General features: G+C 61.9%; 17 protein-coding genes. 7 read left to right on the forward strand and 10 right to left on the reverse strand.

Annotation, left to right across the window (positions count from 1 at the left end; all coding sequences use genetic code 11):
* The first annotated feature begins 91 nt into the window (after positions 1-91).
* The gene (locus ACOGJB_RS10325; RefSeq protein ID WP_419837063.1) at positions 92-328 is read left to right on the forward strand and encodes a hypothetical protein; all 237 of its coding nucleotides are present in this window, start codon (positions 92-94) and stop codon (positions 326-328) included.
* Positions 329-589: 261 nt separating this feature from the next.
* Here ACOGJB_RS10325 and dcm read toward each other — a convergent pair whose 3' ends face one another.
* From dcm to ACOGJB_RS10350, 5 genes are all read right to left on the reverse strand, one after another.
* Positions 590-2,416, reverse strand: coding sequence for a DNA (cytosine-5-)-methyltransferase (gene dcm, locus ACOGJB_RS10330; RefSeq protein ID WP_419837064.1), 1,827 nt, complete (start codon positions 2,414-2,416; stop codon positions 590-592).
* A 149-nt stretch (positions 2,417-2,565) separates the two neighbouring features.
* Positions 2,566-3,360 carry a DISARM system phospholipase D-like protein DrmC gene (gene drmC, locus ACOGJB_RS10335; RefSeq protein ID WP_419837065.1) on the reverse strand — a complete coding sequence of 265 codons (795 nt, stop codon included), beginning with the start codon at positions 3,358-3,360 and terminating at the stop codon, positions 2,566-2,568.
* Positions 3,350-5,134: a DrmB family protein gene (drmB, locus tag ACOGJB_RS10340; RefSeq protein ID WP_419837066.1), complete on the reverse strand. Its 1,785-nt coding sequence runs from the start codon at positions 5,132-5,134 to the stop codon at positions 3,350-3,352. The genes drmC and drmB overlap by 11 nt, the downstream gene beginning before the upstream one ends.
* Positions 5,131-8,523, reverse strand: coding sequence for a DISARM system helicase DrmA (gene drmA, locus ACOGJB_RS10345; RefSeq protein WP_419837067.1), 3,393 nt, complete (start codon positions 8,521-8,523; stop codon positions 5,131-5,133). Before drmA ends, drmB begins: the two co-directional genes overlap by 4 nt.
* Positions 8,524-8,609: 86 nt before the next feature.
* The gene (locus ACOGJB_RS10350) at positions 8,610-11,933 is read right to left on the reverse strand and encodes a helicase-related protein (RefSeq protein WP_419837068.1); all 3,324 of its coding nucleotides are present in this window, start codon (positions 11,931-11,933) and stop codon (positions 8,610-8,612) included.
* Between the two features lie 263 nt (positions 11,934-12,196).
* On the opposite strand from ACOGJB_RS10350, the gene ACOGJB_RS10355 reads away from it, so the two are divergent.
* From ACOGJB_RS10355 to ACOGJB_RS10365, 3 genes are all read left to right on the forward strand, one after another.
* Complete coding sequence (locus ACOGJB_RS10355) at positions 12,197-12,385, forward strand: hypothetical protein (RefSeq protein WP_419837069.1); 189 nt, start codon at positions 12,197-12,199, stop codon at positions 12,383-12,385.
* On the forward strand, positions 12,372-13,586 hold the full coding sequence (locus ACOGJB_RS10360) for an ISL3 family transposase (protein ID WP_419837070.1): 1,215 nt from the start codon (positions 12,372-12,374) through the stop codon (positions 13,584-13,586). The genes ACOGJB_RS10355 and ACOGJB_RS10360 overlap by 14 nt, the downstream gene beginning before the upstream one ends.
* Before the next feature lie 80 nt (positions 13,587-13,666).
* The gene (locus tag ACOGJB_RS10365; RefSeq protein ID WP_419837071.1) at positions 13,667-14,635 is read left to right on the forward strand and encodes an IS110 family transposase; all 969 of its coding nucleotides are present in this window, start codon (positions 13,667-13,669) and stop codon (positions 14,633-14,635) included.
* Positions 14,636-14,721: 86 nt separating this feature from the next.
* On the opposite strand, the gene ACOGJB_RS10370 is transcribed toward ACOGJB_RS10365, so the two are convergent.
* The 4 genes from ACOGJB_RS10370 to ACOGJB_RS10385 are packed head-to-tail and all read right to left on the reverse strand — an operon-like array spanning position 14,722 to position 19,791.
* Positions 14,722-15,690: a carbohydrate kinase family protein gene (locus ACOGJB_RS10370; RefSeq protein WP_419840714.1), complete on the reverse strand. Its 969-nt coding sequence runs from the start codon at positions 15,688-15,690 to the stop codon at positions 14,722-14,724.
* Positions 15,690-16,781, reverse strand: a complete 1,092-nt coding sequence (locus ACOGJB_RS10375; RefSeq protein WP_419837072.1) for a hypothetical protein — start codon at positions 16,779-16,781, stop codon at positions 15,690-15,692. The genes ACOGJB_RS10370 and ACOGJB_RS10375 overlap by 1 nt, the downstream gene beginning before the upstream one ends.
* The gene (locus ACOGJB_RS10380; RefSeq protein ID WP_419837073.1) at positions 16,778-18,697 is read right to left on the reverse strand and encodes a hypothetical protein; all 1,920 of its coding nucleotides are present in this window, start codon (positions 18,695-18,697) and stop codon (positions 16,778-16,780) included. The genes ACOGJB_RS10375 and ACOGJB_RS10380 overlap by 4 nt, the downstream gene beginning before the upstream one ends.
* Complete coding sequence (locus ACOGJB_RS10385; RefSeq protein WP_419837074.1) at positions 18,694-19,791, reverse strand: phosphoribosyltransferase-like protein; 1,098 nt, start codon at positions 19,789-19,791, stop codon at positions 18,694-18,696. The genes ACOGJB_RS10380 and ACOGJB_RS10385 overlap by 4 nt, the downstream gene beginning before the upstream one ends.
* Before the next feature lie 431 nt (positions 19,792-20,222).
* On the opposite strand from ACOGJB_RS10385, the gene ACOGJB_RS10390 reads away from it, so the two are divergent.
* The 3 genes from ACOGJB_RS10390 (at position 20,223) to ACOGJB_RS10400 (ending at position 23,839) form a co-directional block, all read left to right on the forward strand.
* On the forward strand, positions 20,223-20,672 hold the full coding sequence (locus ACOGJB_RS10390) for a hypothetical protein (protein ID WP_419837075.1): 450 nt from the start codon (positions 20,223-20,225) through the stop codon (positions 20,670-20,672).
* 1,031 nt (positions 20,673-21,703) lie between these two features.
* The gene (locus tag ACOGJB_RS10395) at positions 21,704-23,335 is read left to right on the forward strand and encodes an SIR2 family protein (RefSeq protein WP_419837076.1); all 1,632 of its coding nucleotides are present in this window, start codon (positions 21,704-21,706) and stop codon (positions 23,333-23,335) included.
* A gap of 234 nt (positions 23,336-23,569) precedes the next feature.
* On the forward strand, positions 23,570-23,839 hold the full coding sequence (locus ACOGJB_RS10400) for a hypothetical protein (protein ID WP_419837077.1): 270 nt from the start codon (positions 23,570-23,572) through the stop codon (positions 23,837-23,839).
* Between the two features lie 549 nt (positions 23,840-24,388).
* On the opposite strand, the gene ACOGJB_RS10405 is transcribed toward ACOGJB_RS10400, so the two are convergent.
* Positions 24,389-24,676 (reverse strand): hypothetical protein, encoded by a 288-nt coding sequence (locus tag ACOGJB_RS10405; RefSeq protein WP_419837078.1) that lies wholly within the window; start codon positions 24,674-24,676, stop codon positions 24,389-24,391.
* Positions 24,677-24,699 lie beyond the last annotated feature (23 nt).

Below are 24,699 nucleotides of genomic sequence, written 5' to 3' on the forward strand. Positions count from 1 at the left end.
GCTGCTGGTCGGACGGCTTGTACGCCATAGCATGATCGTCGCCCGGCGAGGCCCGCAGCCTCCGTCCCAAAGAAAGACGAAGGTTCGATTGATGCTCGTATACCGGGGCTACATAGGCGAGGTCTCCTCGGGCGACGCGGGTGTGCTGTACGCGCGCGTAATCAACAGCGGCATCTATCCCATCGCCAATGCCGAAGCCGCCGATGCCGCCAGCCTCGAGCGAGAATTCCAGTGTTCGATCGACAGTTATCTCGAAGGGTGCAAGGAACTCCAGATCGACCCGATCGCACCGGTGCCGAGCGCTGTGTCGCCTTCTCGCTCGGCATAGAAGATTCGCTGGCCCCGGCTTGGCCGCGCTCGGCTGCAGGCCTTCGGATGCCGGTGATCAACGGCATTTCGACCGGATACACAAAAAATATGACAGGCCCCGCGACCTAACCCGTGGCGGACCCTTAGTCCGCCACGGAGCGGCTGCGTCCGGATGGTGCGCATTCGGTTGTCGGCCGAAACAGGCACGAACGCCGTCGCCGCGGCTGCGATTCACGGACGCTTGCGCACACGTCTGGTCGATCGAACAAGACGCACATCCTCAGCGCTCGCGTGACCGCGCCGACTCATTCGCCCACGCGCAATGGGCAGAGAGCGGGCAGTCTCCGCAACTCGGATTCGATTTCGTGCAAACACTGGAGCCGAGTTCCAAAACTCCGGCCATCGCTGTTCGGGATTCGTCGGGCACGTGCCCATGCACCCCGCCGAGCAACCGCGTGATTGCTAGCCGACCATTACCACCGAGCCCCCGACCGTCGGTCTCGAGGCCGAAGACCCGTGATGCGACTCTGAGGGCACCTTGACTGGTGACAACCGGAGTGGCTCCGCTGCTCGGGTCGACCAACGCTGCGATTGCGGCGATCCGAGGAGTTACCCCCGAACAAGTTGCGAGGGCTTCTCTCGTCGATAGGTGCTCCGGATTGTCGGTCAGCCATCGTGCGAGCTTCACTACACGGTCGACGCGGTGCATACGGTCGATCGACTCCGCCAGCTCGATGAACAAACCACGCGCTTCGATCGTGGATTCAGGACTGTCGAGCTTTCTGCACAGCGGCCAACCTTCTTGGATTGTCTTGCTGCGAGCTTGAGCTAGCAACATCTGCGCCTGTACAGACGACCACATCGTTGGTGCCTCGAGCCACGGCACAGCCAGCTTGGCCTTGTTCTCGAACCAAGTCGCAACACTCCGTGCGAGGTCGCGGGACGAGCCAGAGTTTGAAGCCGGATTAGCTAGCGCTCGCCGAATCGACCTACCCACGCGCTCCGCCAGCCTCGGCGGCACCGCGTTTCCTATTTGACGAAACGCGGCCGACGGAGGCCCAGCAAAACGAACGCTGTCCGGAAACGTTTGCAGACGTGCCGCCTCGCGAATCGTGAGCGTACGAGGTTGCTCCGGATGGATGTACCAGTAGCCATCTCGGGCCATGTGAGCAGTGACACTTCGGCTGGGCTTTTGCCAGTCAAGTCGCTTGTATTTGTCGTCAAAGATGTCGTCGCGGTACCTCTTGAGAGCCTCGTCGATTTCTGAATACCGCGTCTCCGGCGTCATCGCGTCGAAGATCATCCGGTCATCATCCCGTACTGGACGCGTGATGTGGTCATAGATGCGTGTTCGATCGGCACCGCGCAGGCCGCGTCGAGCGCGCCGCAAGAATTGTCCTCGCGAAAGTGGCGCCTTGCGCAGCTGGAAACCTTCGATCGCTTCCTGAGGCCGCCAGCCTCCTTCTACGACGGGCAGGTCGCCTATAGCGTCACGCACAGTCACCGCATCACGAAGTGGTGAGGGCCACAGGAACCCGAGTCCACCGGCTAGCGCGACCAGCAAGAATCGTTGTCGGATCTGCGGCACGCCATGATCACGAGATCGAAGCAGCGTCGTATGGACCGAATATCCGTTCGCCTCTAGTTCACCCACAAGGCTGCGCACAATTGTCGTGTCCGTCGCCGTCGCCATATCGGGGACGTTCTCCAACAGGACGGCGCTCGGTTGAACCCGAAGGACAACGTCCAAGAAGGACCGCCACAAGTCTCGTCGGATGTCGTGTTCTGGCCGGATTCCGTCCCGAACAAGGCTGCGGATCTTCGATACGCCGGCCTTCGAAAAGGGCTGACACGGTGGCCCGCCCGCAATCAACTCGACGCCGAGTGCCGAGATGGTTTCCGCAACTTCGGCAACAGCAGCCGGCTTGCTCAGATCTCGACAGAGGGTGAGGCCGGGGTGAATGCCGGCATAAGTCTCCAAGGCCACGGGGTCGCTGTCGACGCCGACGACAACGTCGTAGCCGGCATCGGCTAGCCCAAGGCTCAAGCCGCCGGCGCCGCAGAACAAGTCTGCCGCGAGAGGACGCTGATGCGCCCGTGCCGCCACCCACGTGCTGGTAGCAGCCACGGAAGCCTCAGATTGCGGGTGAGGTTCGATCGCGACCGAAGGTCCGCGAATCGTGCTGACACGTCCCGCCGGCGCGCACGCGTTCATTGGAACCCGACTGTAGGTCTCAGCGGACGTCCGGGCGCGGCTCACCACAGGCGCTCCCGGACGAAAGTCCCGTTCGAGATGAGTCCGAACACATGGTCATGGGCTTGGGCTGCGGGACGGCCAACGAGTCGCGTACCGAGTTCGAGGTTGCCGCTTAACCCATGGCTAGTGAGGTTTGCCGAAGTGATGAGGAGATCGCGCCGGTCGACAGCGATCACCTTGGCGTGGAGCTTCGCAATCTGGTCGTCGTCGTCACCCCAGATGTAGACATCCGGCTTCGGTGCATCAGCCGGCCAGCCAAGGCGCAATTGTGCACAGTTGTGGCCATCAACACTGCCATCGGGGCTGTAGTCCCGATCAACTACGAAGGTCACTTGTACGCCGCGGCGCCGTGCTGTCACCAAGTGATCGAACGCCGCATCTACTCTGGCGCTACCCAGCCACACCGAATAAGACATCACGATCACGTTCGACCGAGCCGCGTCGAGCATCTCACGCAACACCGACGATGTACCCCGCAGGGGCGATCCCGGCAGTCTGTGACCCGTCCAGACGAGCTCAGCCTGCGTTGAGCGTCTCTGGACGGCATCACGGATCTCGAGTAGTGCGTTCAATAGCCGAGGCAGGCGAACTATTGTTTCATTGTCGTCTCGCCATGCGCGCAATAGGCCCATCGTTCGGTCTAGCGATGTTCCACCGAGCGCGTGTTGTCGCGCCACGTGTGCTCTGCTTGAAGCAGCATGCACACGTCCGCTATTCAATGCCCGGATGAGTCCTTCGATTCTCTCGGTGGGCTCATTGAGAACGAATTGGATGGCCGCTGCCTCAAGGTCCACGGAAAAACCACCGGCCAAATTGTCCGAGCGTCTCTACGAGAACTGCTCGGTCCAAGAAACGATTGCTCGCTTCGCATGAGGTTTCGGCCAGAAGCAAGCACGCATGACAGGCCGCCCCATTCAATCCTGCGTGTCCACTAAGTTCGCCAGCACCACAAAGAGGGTCTTGTGCACACAGCTCGGCGTCCTCTAGAGCATCCCGCAACACATTGCCAAACCGCCCTGGGACTGCTTGATCCACTAAGCCTCCAAGAGAGCCCTCGGAGTCAGAGCTGGCCGTATAGATAAGCAGGCCCGCCATCGGTTCGGGGCCTTCTGCGCTGTAAATGCGTTCGCGTAGCGCGGAAGATGAGTATCCGGCGTCTAGACAGAGTCGACGTATGAGGGCATGCGCAAGCGAGTGGAGGAGGACATAGCGCATTCCCGGAAACGGTTGCCTCTCAGAGGAGCGATTCGTCTGGTAGTCATCGAAGCTTGCTGACAACCTCGCTGCCTGCCGCACGGTTTCAGACTCTTGTTCCCATGCTTTCAGGGCACTCTCGTCGAGGGCAAGGAAAATGCCCTCGCCCCGCAGTGCGACGGCTGGTCGCCACCTCTCCTGTTCCGGACCTAGAGGCGCCATGTCAATCTGAAGTTCGGCCACATCGGCGAGCTCGCCGATGTCGAAGCCGGATTCAATGCGGGTGAAGCCCCGCAGTGCCCTCACCTCGCGCAGTCGCGTCGCCTCAGCCACCGTGATGATTCGGTCGGCCTCAGAGACTTGAGGCACGCCAACGTGTCGTACCTCAAACTCGTGCGGCGGTAGCGCCGGTTCAGGAGGATCCAAGAAGACTTGATATTCCGCGGGCCTGAGGCGCTCAATGGTCGCAGGCTTTGTCTGATACGCCACCAGTACATCCGAAGCTGCGTACCAGTCAAGAAGGTCGCCAAGCATCCCGAGTTCCGACGCCTGAGTGAGCTTGTCCACGGTGATCCCGCCCGCGGAGTCGAGCGACAAGAGCCTTTCTCTGAACGGTTCAATAGACGATTGGATTGGTTCCGAGTAGGGCGGAATAGACAATGCGGAGGCGATGACAGCGAAGTAGGCATTAGAGGCACCCCGCAGGATCACTTTCGGATCCTTTGCGCAGCCGGCCTCGTAATCGGTGAGACCGAACCACGGCCTTCTTCCGGTGCAGCCTTCGAGGGCGCCTTGCTCGAAAACGCTGGCCATACCTTTCCTGCTGCCGCATTCCTCACAGTGAACGACGAGATCGTTAACACTTCCCGATCTCCCTAGATCTCGGAGTTGCAGAGAGCTGCCGCAGCCTCCACCGCCACCTTCGTGAATCCAGGAATGCCAAGGAAAATCATCCAAATGGCCACTAGGGCAAGCGATCATGAACCGTGCTGGAAAAGCGGCGACCCTGCGCCTGCCGTCGTGGCGTTCGTCTCTACGACAATGAAATTCACCGACCGGAGGCCCAACCCATTCGAAGCTCCCAACTGGGGCGAGCAGTCGGCAGCGTCTGTGCGGGCACACAAGCCACTGCGGGAACACATATGAAGGCACGCCGCCAGAAGACGGCCTAAATAGACCTCCGACTCTTAGAAACGCCTCTAGACGCGGTTCGGCTATACGGTCCCGCGTTTCGTTTCTTGGCCACGTGTCAAGGCCGGCAATCACCGCCGAGAGCCTGGGAAGATCCACGATCGCGCCCGGACCGTGCTGCGAGATGACTTGCGTGGGGCGCAATTTGCCGACTCTGGGGCGATCCACATGAGGGGCGCTCACGTTGTTGCTCCGGCCGGATCGAGCAGACGGACCGCCACCTCCGCCTCAATCTCACGTAGTGAACCCGGGGCGACGAACACCCCGCGGCGATCGGTGTCCTCTTGGCCGTCAATCAACCAACGGCTGTCCGCTGCATTTGTTCCTCGCCTAGACCATCTGAGCGCCGAACTGGCCACGTGCTCCCACTGGTCGATGAGTCCGCGTAGCTCTGCAAGAGTGTCACTCGCTCGCTGCGGTCCAACAATTGATGAAGCGCGATCAACGATCGTTTCCACCGCTCGGCGCACCCAATCGTCAGCAGGATCGAAACCGCCTGCGGCATCCTCAGGTGCCATGTTTGCGTCACCTAGGCGAATGAGTGCAGCGAATACGCCAGCGAGGCCCTTGTCGCGTGCCCTTGATGAGAATGGTGTAACCGAAGTGGGTTCGACGTAGCGGTACAAGCCAGTGTGGTAGCTACGAAAACGCTCATAGTGGCTAATATCTCGTGGGCGCGTCCAGTTGTATACCGTGACCACAAGTCCGGGCGGCTGGCGGCCGACGCGACTAGTTGCCTGGATGTACTCTGCCGTCGCCTTGGGCTGTCCATTGACGACCATCAATCCAAGCCGGTCGATATCAACACCGACTGAGATCATGCTGCTGGCAAACAAGACATCGACCGGGTACTTACCTGCAGGTGGCTTGCCCGACGGAAACGGCTGCTCCAGCAGACCTAGAACCTCGGGAATTTCCTCAGCTGTCTTGTTGCTAGTCAGCTCCCGACGTTCGTAGAGCAGGCGATCCGCGAACTCGTCGCCGGGGAACCTTGAGAGAACGCCGATGCGGCCCGGGATGTCGTCCTCAGCCAGTCGAACAGCGCCCCCGAGCTCTCGAAGGCTGTTGAAGTATCCAACGAGCGTCATGTAGGCGTCAGCGGCTTGCGGATCTGCTTGGTGTAGCTGCTTGGCCCTCGATAGCAAAGCGGCGTATACCCGTACGAGGGCTGTCTTTACTGACTTGCCTGGCGCAAACACGCCCAAATACAGTCGACCCGGTGCCTCTTCAGACGGAACTTCTGCACCAAACCAAGAGTCACTTGCGTCGAGTCCCGATGGCGGAAAAATCATGAGTGAGCGATTGAACAAGGAGCCGACCTGCTGGTCAGCGCGACGAATCGTCGCTGTCGAGGCCACGACTTTCGGCGGGCGCATTTGATTGTCCGCTCCCAAGGAGCCCAACGCGTCCACTGCTGACTCGTAGAGTCCGACAAGCGTGCCCAACGGACCCGAGATCAGATGAAGCTCATCCTGAATCACCAAGTCGGGTGGTTCAAAAGGCTCGACATCGACTACTTCAACCGCGGGCCATCGTCGAGCATGATCCGCAACATGTCGACTCATTTGATGAGTCGCGTCGGCACTTGAGATGTACCCGTGACGCTCACAGTGTCGTTGAACTCGGCCAAAAAGTGACTGGATGCGTCCGTTCCAAGCCATCTGAGCGAATTTGTCGACCGTCGCGATGATCAGCGATGGCAGATGCCGATAGATCTGCTCGTCGACTGTATGTGCCGGAATCCCGTCGAGGCCGTAGTCATTCGCGGGAGAGAACGCACAGTCATCATCCGAGCAGAAGATGTTGATCCGCTGCCGGTAGTCATCTGCGTCGTACTCGCTAGGTCCCAGCTGTGCCCCGCACCAAGGACAGTTCAGCAGCTGGGCAGGCGTACCGCCCTTGGGCCTCTCACCAGCACGCCACTTCTGCAAAGCCTCTTTGGCACCGTCGCTCCAGTAGCCGTTCGGATCGGTGTATCGGTTGGGCGTCGCGCTCGTGCCGACCCAGACCCCCACCGAGAACGGTTCGTCACCCCAAACGGCTTCGTTCGCACGAAGGAACTCACAGGCACAGGCCAAGGCAGCTGCACGTTGGAACTGCTGAATGGTGAGAAGGCGAAGTGTGTACCGCATAAGCACCCCGACGCCGCCAGCCGCTCGATACCCCTGGGCAGGTGTTCGGATACGGCGGTGGGCAAGTACGAACGCCGTCAACCCCAAGTAGGCCTCGGTCTTGCCACCACCGGTCGGAAACCACAGCAGGTCGCAGGTGCTTCGGCTGGCGTGGCTACGGTCGACGAGCGCCGGGAGATTTATCAGAATGAATGCAAGCTGGAATGGCCGCCACAATGTCGGAACGTCGTCAAGGCTGATGTCCACGGCCCCTTTTCGCCGCCGAAGGGCGACCTCTGAGCGAACTCGCTGTAGCGCCATCGCCCTGTTGGCGAAGCAGAACGCCCTGCACGCAAGCTGGGACATCTCGTCGTCAGCACGACTCAGAAGTGTGATCCCCTCGACAATTCGCTCATGAACCAAGCGGCAGGCGTCAATATGTTCATCTGCCTGATCTCGCAAGCCTCCTCGGAGCAGAGCAACTCGGCTCGCTAGTTCGTCGATCCAACGTCCGTAGGACTCCGCTAGCGGAAACAGCATGCGCTGCAATTGCTCACCGGAAACGCCCCCGGGATCCGTTCCGCCGAGAAGTCGCATGTCGAGACCGAGACCGTCATCACCCCGAGGATCGATCCTCGGTAGTTCGTGAACCGGCAGTACAACTGTACGGATCGCAGTTGCGCCTGTCCCTCCATCAGCCTGCCAGTCGGCAGCGCAACCATGCCCTACTGCATACTCGGGTCGATCCCGGAAAAGCAGCTCATCGGAGCGCCGGTCAGCATCGAGCAACTCAAAGTTGGCGACATCGTCAAGCGCCCGGGCTCGAAACACGGCCGTGTTGTCGCGGTGGTGCACACTGAGCTCCGGTTGGAACAGCCATTCGCTGTCATCCGGTTTGCCGGGATTCATCGGGTTGACCCGATTCACCATAAACACCGATATCGCACGCCTCCTGCCATCTGGCAACGTTCGGCAGAGCCACTGAACCTGGACGTCCCCTGCAAGGCTCCGGGCGCCCGAGTCCCCAACAGCAAGAGCGAACACTTCGGTGTGCTGACTGCGGGTCCATACTGTCGCCTCCCCGACTGAACCGTCATTCCGCTCGCTTTCGCGGCTTTCCTGCACGTACCGGCCCCATTGCACAGTCACCTCGACCTCGCCTACTTCGGGGCCAACGGTGAATGAAAGGCCGATGCTTGATGGATTCATGGCCATCGAGAGGGGCGAGGCATAGCCCGTGTCGAGGCTGTCGTCCTCGGCCGCGGCGTCGGCTGCCCCTTCATCTTCCTCCGGGCTGACCTGTGTGCCTGCCGGGGCTAGGCGCCCGAGGACGTACCTAACGGTGGGGCGCTGAGGCAAAGCCTCATCTGGGCCATCGAATGGGCCAAGGAGTTCGCAGCTCAGCGTCTTGATGAGATCGCCACGCATGTCTCGCTGCAACTCGAGTCGTGACTTCGGCATGTCGGAGCCTCCCCGAATCGTCGCCTGACTCTACGCTCGTTCTGCCAGCGTCGATCCTTCGTCGAAGTAACGACCGCAGCGGTCCATCAGATCGGCCGCGCAGTCGCAGCACGCTGAGCACTCTCACCGGGCCGCAGTGAGAGATCGGGTTGGTCCAATGCGATCGGATTCGGACGCACCTCGATGCGAGCAACCGATACAAGCTGGTGGTCGATGCTCGGGTGTCGATGGCTCTCTATCTCGGCCATCCTTCGGGATCTATCCAGAGCGAGGTCGTTCGCAAGCTGCTGAGCATCCTCCAGATTTTTCTCCCAGACGGGCAGGATTCTGCGCTCTCCTTCATCAACGCTCGCACGAATCCGCTCGACTGTCGCTTGGGTGGAAGCGATTTTGTCGGCGGCCGCGCGGTCGCGATGATCGAACCAGGCTTCCAGCCGGGTCCGTTCGCGCGTTACGCGCTGTTCAGCTTCGGCGGTCACGGTCTCTTGACGTTGGTCAGCAAGTTCTCCGACGTGCGAGGCAGCCGCCTGCGCCGCTTCGTCCAAGGCATCGAGCGGAATCGCATCGGGCGGTATGTCGCCTTCCTCCGATCTGCTGAACAGTGCTCCGCGTTGAGCGAGCGCTCCACCGATGCGCGTGCTGACAGTTCCATCGTCCGATACGAACACCGGTACCAGGTCGGATCGGTATCGGATGCCCGGAGTGTCGATCTGATGCACGAACAACCAACCGGTGACAGCCGGAAGGTAGCGACTCGCTTTGAGTCGCCACGATCCTGTAGCGCCCTCATAGTTGCTGTCGAGTACATCGCTCACTATGGACTCGATGATTGGGTGTCCGAAGGCGAAGAACTCGACATGCTCGACATCGCGCAGAGCTTCCGGGTGGAATACTGCCCATCGCTTGTGACTCACCGCAAAGAACTCATGGAGGTTGTCGCCGCGGAACGGATCGTTGAAGGTCAGTTCGTACTCGTCGCCTCGTTTCTTGATGTGTGTGCGAGCATCCGCAAGCAACGCGGTTATGAAGGCTTGCTGGGACTCCGGACTCAGGCCGTGTTCGCTTCCTGCGATTCTCTCCGCGATCTCTCGCCTATAGCTCTTGACATCCATGACAAAATCACGAAGCTGCACGTCAGCTAGCCGAGCTTTTGCCACCTGATCTTCGAGTTGTCGGCCGAGTTCGTCTAGCGCTGCATCGCGCTCGGCTGGCGCTTGTCGCAAGATCTTGCGGAGATCTTCCTCAGTATTACCGAGTATCGGATCAAGACCTCCGACAGTTTCCTCAAAAGCGTTGATTCGGCGCTCCAGCACGTCGAGCACTCGCTCCTCGATCGTGTCCTCCAAGTAGAGGTTGAATACACGCACGACATGGCGTTGCCCAATACGGTCGATACGCCCAATGCGCTGCTCGACACGCATCGGATTCCAAGGAAGGTCGTAGTTAACCAAGTAGTGGCAGAACTGGAAATTGCGGCCTTCGCCTCCCGCTTGCGTCGAAACCAGTACTTGGGGACCCGTTCCAAGGCGAAATAGCTCAACAGCATCGTCTTTTGCGCTCGGTTTCATCTGGCCGTGAAACAAGTTGACCCCGACTGGATCGTTTGACCCCTGCATTTGACGCAGAAGTTCGCTGATGTACTCTTGTGTTTCGCGAAACTCGGTGAAGATGAGTACCTTGGCATCAGGATCTTCCTCGAACAGTGTCTCCATCTGCCTAATGAATTCTGTGCCTTTGGAATCAGAAGGAAGATCCTCGAGAATCTGTACTAACTCTGCCAATTGCGAGGCTTCTTCCTGGTGCAGCCTTGCTTCGACGATACCAGCGGCGGACTCACTCTCATCGAAAGACTGCTCCAGCTGCGTAGTCGACTGCTCCAATGAGGCGGTTTTGGTCAAGAGACGGTCGCGGCGCCCTGCCAATGAACGGCTCAGAGCACGGATACTGCTGGCCATGAGCTTCTGGAACGTGACCATGACGAACGCGAAAGCGTTCTCCTTATTCGCCTCGGCAAGAGCGAATCCGCGCCGGACATACTCCTCCACGAGTTCAAGCGCCGCACGCTCATCGTCGGTTAGCGCTACAGCCCATCTAGATGCGCGTCGTGGCATGAAGTCCCCGACGACGCTTTTACGGTTACGGATCAGGATCTCAGAGAGCAAGTGCTGTTCTGAGAGCTCGCGGCAAACAACTTCACGCTCGTGACTGGACCGCTCCAGCCTTTCCCGTATGACGTGCTCCGGTGCCCCTAGCCAGTTGTTCAGTTTCTGAAGTGTCACCAACGAAGACTCACCAGGTATCGGGAAGGACTCGCTCAGCTGCTCGACCAGCCTGCTCAAGCCTCGCGCTTCACGTCGGTGCGCCTCGAAGTGATCCTCGCTGGCGAAGAGCACAGGATCGAGGAGTTCCACGAGGGAATACAGCTCATGGGTTTGGAGCTGCATCGGCGTCGCTGTCAAGAAGAGCATCGAACGCCTGCCCACACGGGACGGGTCTGCGAGATCTCGGATAAGCTGATATAGCTTTGTCGTCGTAACCGTATTCCCGTGGCGAGTGGATCTCGCATGGTGCGCCTCATCGACGATGATCATGTCCCAGTCGACTTGCTTCACCTCTCTCGACCGCTCATCGCCAGAGACCCAAGCGTCGGACACGATGACATCGTCGTATCTCGCAAACGGGTTGCCCGTGTACCCCTCGGTCTTTCGGAGGTGGCGGACGGTATCAGAATCGAGGACAGCGAATGTCTCGTTGAACTTCGTCTTGAGTTCGAATTGCCACTGCCGTCGCAGATTCGGCGGGACGACAACCAAGCAACGCTTCACGATTCTTCGTGTCCGGAGTTCCTTGAGGATCATTCCAGCCTCGATCGTCTTCCCAAGACCAACCTCATCGCAAAGCAGATAGCGATGTGGGTAGTTGGTGACCACGCGGTGAACTACGCCGACTTGGTGCGGTTTCACATCAACCCGGGTGTGCCCGAGCGACACAAGATCGTCGTGGAGATGCGCGAAGTAGTGGTGGCGCGTGACTAATCCAAGTCGGAACTTCTTGTAGGAACCAATCCGGCCGTTCTTGAACTTCGCAACTGGATCAAGATTATGGTTTGGCCGTAGCGCTGCCTCAGGGACCGTTCGCAGACCGCTCAGGAACTGGACTTGCCACTTTGGAGGTTTGCCATCGATCGATTCCAAGCGGAGTCCTGGTTCGTCGGCCCCAGTTCGTACCACCATCAGCGGAAGCTCGACGCGGCTAAGACTGCCGCTCTTCCAATTCACCTTGGGACTGAGGTCGACGCCGGGATCCCAGCGCACGGTCGCTACAGCACCGTTCAGCTCTTCAATGACTCCATAGGAACCGGGGTGACTTGCAAACTCGACCAATGCTCCGACCACAAGATCCGTATTCATTTCTACCGTCCTCGCTCGACGCCAAGTTCTGCACTGTCGTAGCAGCGGGGTGTGACATCGAAGGGTCCACTTGGGCCGGGTATAGGCCGTGCAGCCGGATTGTTCACAGCCGGGAGGCTATTCGCGCGTCGCGCTCGGGGACCAGCGGTGCAATCGGGTGCTTCGCGTTTCCGCGTGGGGTAGCTCGGTGAGGGTCCTGGCTGGATAGGGAGGGATCCCCCGGAATCGGAGGTGTCTTATCGCCCCGGTTCGGGAGGATCCCTGTGGCTGTTGACTGTACGCGTGCGTTGTCGTTGATCGTCGGTTTGGGTTCGGGTGTCGCGGTGCTCGATGTGGGGGGCCGACGCGGCGGCCCGCTCGAGGTCGAGATCGAGTTGGCCCGCCGGCCGTGCTGCGGGGGTTGCGGCGGGCCGGTGTGGGCTCACGGGTCGAGCCGGGGTGAGGCTGGCTGATCTGGCGGCGTTCGGCCGGCCGGTGCGGCTGGTGTGGCGCAAGCGCCGCTGGCTGTGCCCCGACGGGTCGTGCGCGGTGCGCACGTTCACCGATCAGGAACCGGCCATCGCGCTGCCGAGGGCGCGCATGACCGCTCGGGCTGCTCGCTGGGCGACTCGCCGGGCGGGCAAGGGACGGGCGATCAAGGAGATCGTAGCCGAGCTGGGATGCAACTGGCATACCGCTATGGCTGCGGTGCATCGGTGGGGCACCGCGCTGCTCGAAGCCGACCGGTCGCGTATCGGCGGCGTGACGGCGTTGGGTCTCGATGAGATCTTGATGTTCCGCCGCGGCCGGTACCGCGAACAGCACTGGGGCACCACCATCGTGGACGCCAGGCGGGGCAAGCTGCTCGACATAGTCGCTGGCAAGAGCGCCAAAGGGGCCACACGCTGGATCCGCGGGCGCACCTCGGGGCGGCGGCGGCGAGTGCGGTGGGCGGTGATGGATCTGTCGGGGCCGTACCGCAAGGCGTTCACCGATTCGCTGCCCCACGCGATCCAGGTCGCGGACCCGTTCCACGTCGTCAAGCTCGCCAACAGCACCATCGACGAAGTGCGCCGACGCGTCCAGAACGAGACAACCGGCGGACGCGGCACCAAAGGCGATCCGCTGTATCGGATACGGCGGCTGCTGCTCAAGGCCCACGAACGCGTCACCGAACGCGGCGAGGCGAAGCTGCGCGGCCTGCTCGCCGCCGGCGACCCCCACGGCGAGGTCCGCGACGCATGGCACGCGAAAGAGACCCTGCGCATGACCTACCGCATCGGCGACCACCAACTCGCCCTCGAAGCCATCGACGAGCTGTCCCGCGACCCGCGCGACGAAACCTTCTCGCCGGAGCTGAACAAGCTCGGCCGCACGCTTCGCACCTGGCGGGCACAGATCACCAACTGGCACCGCTCACGCGTGACGAACGGCCCCACCGAGGCAGCCAACAACCTGGCCAAGCTGATCAAGCGCGTGTCGTTCGGGAACGCCAACTTCGACCACTACCGAACAGTGAAGATGTGTGCGGGGAGCGGGCCGTCGGCGTCTGACCTGCTATCGAACTGGCCCTGCGTGTTGTGGGTGCCTTGGGTGGGACTCGTCGGCGTCGGCGGCTCGCTTCTTGGACTTGTCAGCTGCGGCCGGTCCGGGACGAGCGACGTGACCTCATAGGAACGTGTGCTGGCTGATGCCTCATCACTGTTATGTCCGTCCCGTCCCGGCACGCGAGCCGCTCCGAGATGAAGGACAACATGATGCCAGAACCGCCACGGGCGGTGATCGGCGGGATCGGCTGCCGCACCGACTTCCACGTAGCCGCAGCGCTCGACCCGTTGGGCCGGATGCTGGGCAGCGAGTCGTTCCCCGCGACAGTTGCGGGCTATGACTCCACATGCAGGTGGCTCGCGTCGTTCGGGCCGATCGCCGCGGTCGGCGTGGAGTCCACCGGTTCCTGCGGGGCGGCCCTGGCCCGGTCTTTGACCGAGCAGGGCTGCGCGGTCATCGAGGCCGACCAGCCCCATCGCCATCTTCGCGCCCGCCGCGGCAAGAACGACGCCATCGACGCCGAGGCCGCTGCCCGCAAGGTGCTCTCGGGCGAAGCGGCCGCAGCCGCGACCGACACCACCGGGGTCGTCGAGGCGATCCGTCAGCTCAGCGTCGCCCGCAACAGCGCTGTCAAGGCCCGCTCTGCGGCGCTGTGCCAGCTCGGCGGCCTGCTCGTCGCCGCCCCCGCCGATTTGCGCGCCCAGCTCGACTGCCGCCGCACCCTCGGGGGCAAGGCGGCGGTGTGCGCACGGCTGCGGCCCGACCCCGGCCGGCTCGCCGACCCCGCCCAAGCAGCCAAGACAGCGCTTGCCAGCCTGGGGCGTCGCATCGCCCAGCTCGGCGCCGAAGCCGACGAGCTCGAAGACGAACTCGACCGGCTCAGCCCCGAAGCGTCGTTCGCTCACCTGTGCGGCGCCGCGCCGGTCCCTGCCTCGAGCGGGCGCACCAGCCGTCACCGGCTCAACTTCGCCGGCAACCGCGACGCCAACCGGGCACTGCACATGATCGTCATCGTCCGGCTCCGCTGCTGCGAACGAACCCGCAGCTACCTCAACCGCCGCGTCGCCGAAGGCAAAACCAAAAAAGAAGCCATCCGCTGCCTCAAACGCTTCGTCGCACGAGAGATCTACCGCACCCTTCGAGCCGACCTCGCCACCCTCAAAACCCGCACTTGACATCTATAGGAACGTCCCGGGGCGATTCACTGGACCCACCTCAACACCCCAAAACTTGACATAGGGGCTCATCTAGCAGATGCATGTCATGACCTATTACGCGGTAGCGCAAGACCACATCGGGGGCAGCTACCTCGCCGCGCACGACGAGACGACGTGGCCACGTCGCCCGTTTGCACGCTCATCCCGCGGCGGATTCGACCCGCGCGCTGGTACATAGCAGATCGAGAGATCGAGCTGCTCATACCGCGTGCCCCTGGATAGAGAGTCGACATCGCCGCCACAGCTTGTGCCCAGTCCAGCGCGTCCATAGGCCCACTTCCCGACGCGAGTCGGTGCACAATCGCGGCTGTCAACCAATCCCCGGCACCACCGGCGTCGACAGCCGAGACGCGCGGCGGCGAAACCCGCCGACAGACACCGTTGAGTTCCAGAGTCGCGCCTTCAGCGCCATCGGTGGTGATCCGAACCTCTCCTTCGGCCGTTGGTGGAAGGCGGTCACCAATTGTCTCGCGGTCTGGACGGCTGATCTTGACAATTGTCGCCGCCGCACATGCTCGCCGATGCGCTCCTGGACTCGCTTTGGTAGCAGGCTCATAGACGACCTGGCGTCCTCCGGTCCGGTGCGCCTCAGCCACTGCGGCATTGAAGCGGCATGGTCTGTCGAAGACAAAAACATCGCGCAATCCAGCGCTCAGCACTTCGGAGGCAGCTTCCTCCGGCAGTGGCCGGTACACCGCTACGCCGCGCCGACATTCCGAGCACCCGTACCTGTAGCGCGGAACGCCGTCACGAGATGAGTGCTCGATGAGTGGTGTCACGGTGTCGGCATCGAGCCAGAGACCGTCAACAGCGACGCCAACCGCTCGCAAGTCGGCCACCACGGCCTTGCCCGCCGAATCGTCACCAATTCGAGCAGTGATCTCGGACTCCCACCCCAAGTAGCAAAGGTTGGCCGCGATGTTCGCGGCGGTTCCACCTGCGGCCCGTCGTACCCCCCACGTGCAGTGCACGACGTCGAGCACCACGTACCCACCACACAGAGCTCGCGACATCACGCGCGGTATGGGCTTCCCTGGAGCCAGATGGCGGTCATGTCTGTTGTCTCCAGTACCCACCGGTCCTCCGGGGCCTCCGCCAAATGATGACTCCCGCTTGCGGTAACAACCGCTATCGGCTGCTCGATCGACGCAAGACAAGCTCCGATCGACAGCATCTTCGAGGCATGAACCGACACGATCACCCTCACTTCGCCAAGTGGCGCTAGCAGATCCGAGGACCGCAGATACAGACCAGTTAGCACTCGATAGCAGTCAAAGGGGTTCGCTTCCTGGACGTAAAGCAGGTTGCGCTTGTCCGTCTCGAACACATCGAACAGCAACACCCGGTGTTCGAGGATGAGGCCGTCAGCCCGCCGTGGATCACGAGCGGGAAACGGCAGGATTGGGTACACCTCGTCAGGTCCGAGATATTCGTAAATCGCCCTCAGCTCTGCTTCCGAAGATTCACCGAGGACCGGTGCCCAGATCGTGTTGACATCCGCCGCGTCGATTCCCAACGTGTGGCGGAACCCGACGATGGCGCCTGGCTCGGTCGTCCCTTCTGAGCGGATCATCTGGTCCAACTCAGGATTCTCCGCCACCGTTATGAGGAACTCGCCCGCATTGTGCTCGCGGACCTGTGCCTCGATCGCCCCGATGAGCGGGAAGAACCGACGTGTCGGCATCGCTGAGACGTCGAGCACCACCGCCTCACCCACTTTCAAGATCTCCTCGGCGATCAGGGCCCTCGCCTGCCTCGCCCCGACGGTTAGCGGATCGGCCCCTGTCGGTTCCGGCGCGAGATACGTAACGAAACCGTGCTCGTCGCCAAGTTCGGCGAGCGCTTTCCGATTGGCGCGTGCAAGCGACGTCGAGGCACCGTGGCCGACGCCGGGCGGGAGTGCCATGGTGGTGACGCGGAAGTCGATTCCAAGCGTGAGGCATCGACGCACGATGTGCAGTGTGCGCTGATCGAAACCGTCGCCGATCACGAGATGCAGCGGCAAACCGGCGCATATCGCCGCTGCGTGCAACATGTCATCCATATCGGTGTTCCGGCCGATTGCGTAGTCGCCCCACAGCGCGCCTGGCTGAGAGCCGGTCATAGGTCGAACAGCGGCGGTTCGGGCGCTGTTGGTTCCGCATCGTCACCGTCGAGGAGCCATCCGGCCACCTCGGTGACCTTCTGTTCGCGGAAGCTCCCGCGGCTGAGCGGCAGACTTAGGCGTGGGCAGAGCAATCGATTGAGGTACAGCACCATTACCCGCTTCTTCTTCACCGAATAGTCGACATCCGCGACCAGGACATTTCGCGCGACCGCAACACCGAGCGCCTCGAAGAGTCTTTCACCGCCTGGAATTCTGTCGCGGGTGCCCGGATTGAGAAGGCGAGTACGGTCCTCCATCGTTATTGCGATTCCGTTAACGCCAGGGGGATATGGTGCGGTTGGACGCTGTGTCTGCTGCTCAGCGATCCGAGCGATCCGGTTAACTAGCCGGATCACGTCGGCGTATCGAGGTAGACGGTCCGGCAGCTCTCTCCACATGCGCTCACTGGCGAAGCGGAGGATCCGGTCTTGCTCCTCGACGGGAACGGTCGGCGGCTCGTCCAACGTGATCTTGGCCAGCATGTACTCAAATACCTCGCCGCACACGCGTAAGAACTGCTCAACGTTCTCCGAGGCAACGCGGGTGATCGTGTCGGCCCCCGCGTAGTACGGCACGTCGTGCTCTCGTGCGAGGAAGAGCCGCGCTGCGCCCTTTACGTCGCTGCCCAACTCCTCCGCTAGCGCAGGCCCCTCTGCTGGGTCAAAGAGCGTTTGTTGTGGCTTGTTCCTGGAACGCTCCATCAGAATCTCGGCGCCACGCAGCAGAACTGCTGATTCGAGTGCCGTTTTGCCTGTCGCCTCATCGACCCATCGCGCGTGCAACGTGTTTGAGCCCGCCGCCTCCTTAGCGGAATTTCGGATGGCCTCCAGCTGCGCGTCCTCAACAACGACGGGGGAATCGAGGAACTCAAAGAAATCTCGCTGGCTGCGCGTGTACTGGTCGATGTGCCAGCCTGCTCTCAGATTGCCGACTTCCCGAAGGATGCGATCAAACCGGCGACCGCCCCCGCGGGCGTTGACCCGAGTTGCCCTTTCAAGTTCCAGCAGCTCGTAGTCACGACCTCGTGTCTCCCCCTGCAGTACTTCAGACGAGTCAAGCGCCGAGAGGCGCTCGGCGTACCAGCGCGCAACGGTAAGCCTGCGATCCTGCAGGGCTGTCAATACCGCGGCGCGTTGATCCTCTGCTAACGCGTGGCCGTCATCGAACAGCAGGTGAACTGGCGGCACGGTTTGATTGTCGAAAAGGAGTTCCGCGGACGAGAGAAGTCTCAACGAGTGCAGCTGCGAATGTCCGCGGGCTGCCCGGTCCCAGTCAACCGGCTTCAGCGAGTCCAATATCTCAACGATTTCTGATTCAATCGCTCGACTTGCCCCCACCAAGGCCGTGCCGTCAAGGCCGCCGAGCTGATCGGCAGCTACCGCCGCACGCTCATCGCTGTCGTCAAGCTCAAGGTGGAGCCGCCCCACATCGTCGGGGTAACGCCCCGCGCAGGAGCCGACGGCTGCACGAACCACCGCCGAGACGATGCGCGCATCAAGGAGCCGCAAGAAGAGCCGGTCAGCAATCCCTGGCGGAGCACCCGACATCGCAATTGTGCGGTAGTCACGGCTGAGGTTCAGCAGCACTCCAAGATGTGTCGGATTGTCCGCGAGTGCGCCGACGCGATCGAGCTGCTCCGCGAGGTCGCGCAGATCATCTCTCCGCACGTTGACTTCCCGCAGACTCTCAGCGGTGAAGACCCGCAGCAGAGTTGTCTTGCCTCCGCCCGAAGCCGAGCGGATGATAAGAGGGCGGTCCCACAGCGAGTCCGGGAGCAGTTCAAGGACAGCGGCACCAACATGTCGCAGGAAGTCAAAGGTCTCGCGTTCTTGTTCGGAAGCTCGTGACAGGAACGGGTTGTGGAGTGTCCTCACGGCCGCTCCGCGTTGTGACGATGTCGGCGAGGAAACAGCCCGCGCTGAGACCCACCCATATGCCGGGTGTCCGCCCAAAGGAGGGAGATCGAATTGTTCGGAGTATTGTGAGACAGTACGACCGGCAGCCTGCCGCCGCCGAAGCCGTGCCGGACATCGCCATCTGCAACCTCGATATGGACGCCGAGCTGTTCGAGCAATCGCTCGTCAAAATACTTCTCGCACATCTCGAGCAGAATCGAATCCTCGACACGCAGTGAGCTTGGAAGGACCTGTATCGCTTTGAGTTGCCACGACCAACCGACCTGGCCCAACAGTTGTTTGATGTGGTCGAGAGCCGTCTCGCTCGCACAATAGAGAAGTACGCTTACGTTCGGCTCTGCAACCACAGCGACATCCGTCAGGCGATCGAGTTGCTCCTTGGCCTTGACTAGACGACCCGCAAACGAACCACCATCTTTCGGCCGCATCATCGTGACACCGCTAGCGGAGAAGTCGTCCACAAGCACCACATGCTCGAAGAGCGCCTCTTCGTCGTCAAGTGCTTTCCGAAGGTCGTCTCGCATACGCTCTGCCGAAGATTCCGCCATTTCTGGCGCGATGTAGAACTGCTCGTTCGAGAACTCGCTCGTCCTGCGCAGCTGGTCAATGTGTGCTCCGTCGCCAAGCCCGAGGATCAACGTTTGGCGGTGCAGCTTCTTGAATTCGTCCGACGCTTGGATTCTCGTGAGCTGCCACGGCTCACAACCCACCCGTGCGGCCGCTATTCGGAGCAATGTTGGCCGGATGACATCGGGGTATGCGGTCTCGATGAGGTGGTCAAGCTCGGCAGTTGAGATGAAGACCATCTCGTTGCACACAAACTCGGCCGCTCGTTGCCGGTCTTCCGTGGACATCTGGCCGAGCCAACCGGTGAGGTTTTCGAGAAACCCCTCTCCTGCCCGGTAGCCACCGTATTCGTCATACTTTAGGCCTGCCATTGCCTGGTACTCGCCGCCCCGCTGAGCGACGTCGGCCGCTTCCCAATTGAGGACGCGAGCCAAGAGCTTCTCGAGCAGTTGGTCTTTCACGAGCGAGGTGGTCGAAAACGCCAACCGGAGGACGTCTTGCTCAGTGCCCGCAGATAGGTCACTAACGCCTCCGGGCCCCGCCGTCCCGAGCGAGACAGGTTCCAGCATCGCGTCGCGTCACCGCTGCAACGGTCGACCGTGAGGGACCACCGCCGCGCAGCAAGCATCTCGAAATCGTTCCCACCAACCTCTCCCCGGTCTCCAATGGCTAGCACCGGCTTGCCGCCGCAATTCTCAAGCCTCTCAACAACTGTCACTTTGGAGGTCGTGGCCGCGACCACATCGACGGAATGGCCCGATTGCACGACTTTCAAGTCATTTACTCCTGCGCGGGCCAGAACCTCTCGCACCCAGCGCAAGACGGACGCGATGCCCAAACCGGTCCCTGTCACAGGCCACACAGAGACTTGCCAGACCCGTTTCTCAATCTTGACGCTTGTCGCAAATTCGGACTCATGGAGTACGTGGCTGAGTTGATCCAATTCGGTCAAGGCCGGACGGTCGGTGATCGGGGCAGGGTCGCCAAGGCCAATGACGACGGCTCCGTTGTAGAGCCCCATGGTCACGCTCGGCCAGAGATCTTGGGGCACCAATCCGCGGAATTCCTCGAGCAATCCGACCCCACGCCCAGTAGCGACGCCGAGGAGACAACCTTCGCCCAAGAGTCGAAGCACTTCGGAGCGCACTTCGGGCAGTGGTCCGTCAAAGCGATCTTCAGTCCCGCACATCGTGCCGTCATAGTCCAACACCACACCCCCGAATCGCGTTGCGCTGATGTCACGGCGCCATGCCGCATAGCTCAGCGACACGTCGCCGGCCAGAGAACTGCGGGCGGGAATCTCGGCAGCGACTATTTTGCGATCGACCGCGTCGGCCTCTTCGACCGCAATGTGTCGGCGCGCTGACTGGCGATAGAGGCGCCTTCCGAACGTCGGGACCTGAGGTCGGGCAGGGTCGACGCCAGCTGCAGTCGCAGTCTCTCCTACCGTCCGCATCGACGCGCACAGCAAATCCAAGGCGCCAGCGAACCCTTCCCTCGACGTCCATATGCGATGCACCCGCACGCCGCCGGGCAATTCCTTAAGCACCGCTTCTGCCAGCGACTCTGTCGCAGGACCTGCGAACGAAACGACCGAGGTGGTCTCCAGGTTCCGCGCGAATCCTGTGTGTCTCCCGTGAGCAAAATTGCGATAGTCAGTGACCTGCACACTCGCAAGCCCGATCTCGGAGAACCGAGTCTCGAGATCGATCGCCGCTGGGCGTTGGCCCGGACCGTGAAGGACCAAGGCACGATCCGTCTCAATCGCTGGTGCGGGGAGCTTGAGCCATGGCAGTGTGGGCAGCGCCGTCGCAGGGTCCGCGGCCCGAACAAACAGGGTGGCCATCGCCAACACGCTGTTTGTCGCGAGGAAACCATCCGGCACGACCGGCTCAATGTGAACCGTATCCGAGAGATGCTTGGTCACGTCAGGTTTGAGCCATGCCGGGTCACGATGCGTTACAAGCACTATCGGGTGGCTGTGGCGTTGCCGGGCAGCTGCAAGGCAAAACGAGACGTCGGGATGCGACGCCCGCGACGAAATCACAACAACCGATGCATCTCGGACTGGGGCCTCGCTCACCAGAGCCAGAGGCGTCACCGCTGTGGCAAGCCCCCCCCGTGCTGTGCTCTGCACCTCCGCCGCCAACTGGGCGACCGCGAGGCTTCCGCCGGACGCGACGAAGATCGCTGGGCGACTCCCCATGCACGCTTGCAGTTCGACGAGCTGTGCGACGTCCGCCCGTTGGGCAGACTCGTACGAGTCCTCGAGTCGAGCAAGCTCCTCAAGATAAGTTAGTCGTCTCACGCTATGAGTTTCGCCGTAATTTCGCCGCGACAGGACGATACCACCGAGCCCTTGCCATACCTGTGTTCGCATCCGTCGCCGGAGCGAACGTGACTGGCAGCTATTCGGGCCTGCGCCGTTTCTTTGAGCACCAATCAACTCGCGACGCTCTCGCATTTCTCGCCCGCCAGGAACGAATCGCCCTGGTCGTCGGCGCTGGCGTGTCACGCGAGTCTGGACTTCCCGGGTGGACAGACCTGCTCGAGAATCTGCTCGGCGAGGTCGCCTTGAGCAGCGAGCCGTTTCGGAACCACGAACCCGGACTCTCAGGCAACGACTTCACGACATCAGTTGCCCGTGCTGCGATCGAGCCACATACCGCCAGCTTCAAGCGCCTCGTCATGGCAACCCACGGCCTGCTCGGCGCAGCGTCCATCGTCAAGAGCCATTTCCCTGAGGATGACTACCTTCGAAGACTGAAGGAGGCGCTGTACCAGCCCGCGAAGGAAAGCCGACTGGATATCACCCCAGGCGCGACGGCGCGCGAGATCGCAGCATTGTGGACTGAACGCGGGCCTGGCCGTCTGACCGTCATAACTACCAACTACGACCTCCTCATCGAACTCGCTCTCCTTGACGCCGACGTCGCCGCGTCCGAAGTCGAGATCGTGTCAGGAGCACCTGACCGAGACGAGGCCGACGTCGAGAGGTACCGGGTCATCCATCTCCACGGCGTCATCCCGCATCCCAATCAGCCCACCGCGCTCTCGGTACCAAGTGGCGACATCGTGCTCGCTGAGGACGACTATTTCGGCGCGCTGGACAGCGCACCTGCGACGGCGACCCGGCTCTATTGCCAGTCCCTTCTCGAGCGCGTTTCGAGCCTCTTCGTGGGAACAAGCCTCACCGACCCAAACCTGCTCTCGTACCTGCACGGCACTACTGGTCGGACGAGCAGCGATGTCCGTCATTACGTGCTCGGGATCGGACAGGGTGATCAACCACCCGGGGCCAATGCGACGGAACTTGCCCTCGCTGCGAGCCGCAGTGCCGCTGCCGGGCGTCTCAGCCACATGGGGGCCGAAAGCCTCGCCGCGGACTTCTTCTGCCAGACCAGCCTGTTTCTTCGCGAACTTCGACGCACTGAGACCGAGGAGGTGCCCCTAGTCGAGGTACTCGAACAATGGTTCCGTTTAGCTGTAAGAATCGGTGTCCTTCCTGGTCCCGCCTTCGCCGCGCGCCGGTCCCCCACCCGGCTCGCGTTGTCGGCGGCCGCTCGAACCATTTCAAAGAACTTCGCCGATACCGGCGCCCTCCGCCAGGTGAACGAGACGCTTTCACTACATCTCTGGGTCCACGATCCGACAACGGACGAACTGGTTCTCGTTGCTCGCTCGGATCTCGAGTTTCACGACGAAAACATGCTCGAGCGCCACCCGGTCGAGATGCCGTTTCATCGCCTCGTCGTCGAGGCTGTCTGCAGTGGAGCACCGCTCGAGGCAGACGGCCCGGCCCTCGCTTCGTCGAAGTGGGGCTCGATGCTCGTCGTGCCGATCAACGTCGAACTTCGTGAGCTGGCCCACTCTGCTGTCCCGGCGGGCGCGATCGTGCTGGCTTCTGACCTCGCCGACGACGCAGGGCTTACCCGGCTCCGCGGTACACCAGCAGAACGGGCGTACCTGTTGACGACCCTTGCCCAACTAGGAATTCGGCTCCTAACGGGAAGCCGCGAGCCATCGTGACCGACGATGCCACAGATGCGATCCCGCGGCTCCAGCCGGGTACCCGACACGGCGGTGGTCTGGCGCCACACTCGGATCTACCCGAACGATGGGTCGCAGTTCTTGAGGCTGCCACCACCGCCCTCGACGCCCCGCCTACACCTACGCGCCATGACGCCAGAGCCCCAACAGCATGAGTATTGACACTCAGACGCTCCCTTGTCGAGCGGCGAGTGCGTCAGCGTCTTGTCGGGCGTGTTCGTCGTGCCGCATCCGGCGGATGGCACGTTGGGCGAGACCCGCGACTCGCAGGCCGCGAGCCGGCTCGGCGGTGTCGCTATCGACGCGGATCTCCAAGGCGAACGCGACATGATCGGCGCAGCCTGCCGAGGCCGAGGCCGCGGCCGGCATCCGGGCACGTCACCCGTCGTCGAGGCCGATTCGGTCTTCGACCCGCAGCGCGAGCAGGAACTCCACCCTGCTGGTGGACACTCAGAGATGAGGAAAATCAGCGAGCGAGTCTGAGGAGAACTCCATGAGAGTGGGCGAACACGCCGCAGGTCACGCCGGAGTCCGTGTCGCACACCTTGTATCTGGTTTCGTGAGTGTCGATGCAGGCTCGACATGACCACGCGCTGCGCTCAAAGCGGTTGACCGCGGCCATCTTGACTGCCCCCTCGAGTCCTGCTCAGCCGGCCGCGACGCCATGCAACAGCAGCACTGCCTTGTCGCCTACGGTGATTCCGCTCTCGGGTCGGCCGCCGGCCTCCTCCGATGTCCTGCGATGGTGAGTGACCGGTGCGAGATATGCGTGCGGCAATCGCGGGTCGCCAAGCTGCGTGAAATGGTGCTCGCACTCCAAGAACGGTGTCTGAGGCAACCGCCGGTCTCCTCCTGGCTATGCCGGTGACGCTGAACCCTTCGACAAGTTCGTTGGAACGCGAATGCTCGAGTCCGACGGGTCCGGACGCGAGGAGCCCCGGGGCGGGTGCCCCGGGGCTCTTTCGTTGTCGGTCTTTGCCGTTGGGCAGCAGGGCTGCCCTAACGGTTCAGGTCAACTGTGCAGCAGGTTCGCTAGTTGCGGGCCTTGACGCTGCTGGACACCGAGATGCGGTTCTCGCTCTTGGCGTTCTTGTCTTCCTCGACCGGGTCATGGGTGCCCGATGTCGGGGCGGCGTCGGCCGCGTAGCCCAGAGCAACCTCTTGGGTCTCGATGATCGCCGGGACCGGTGGGTTCGCTGTGGTGTCGGCGGTCTGGCCGCTGTGGCCGGCGGCGGTGTCGACGAGATCGCGTGCCATGGGCAGCAGGCCCGCGACAGCGGTCTCGCCCTCATAGCGCACCTTCTTCGTCGGACCCGTCACAACAGTCTGACCGTCGGAGGCCA

The sequence above is a fragment of the Candidatus Poriferisodalis sp. genome (assembly GCF_965208895.1).
Classification (GTDB): domain Bacteria; phylum Actinomycetota; class Acidimicrobiia; order Acidimicrobiales; family Poriferisodalaceae; genus Poriferisodalis.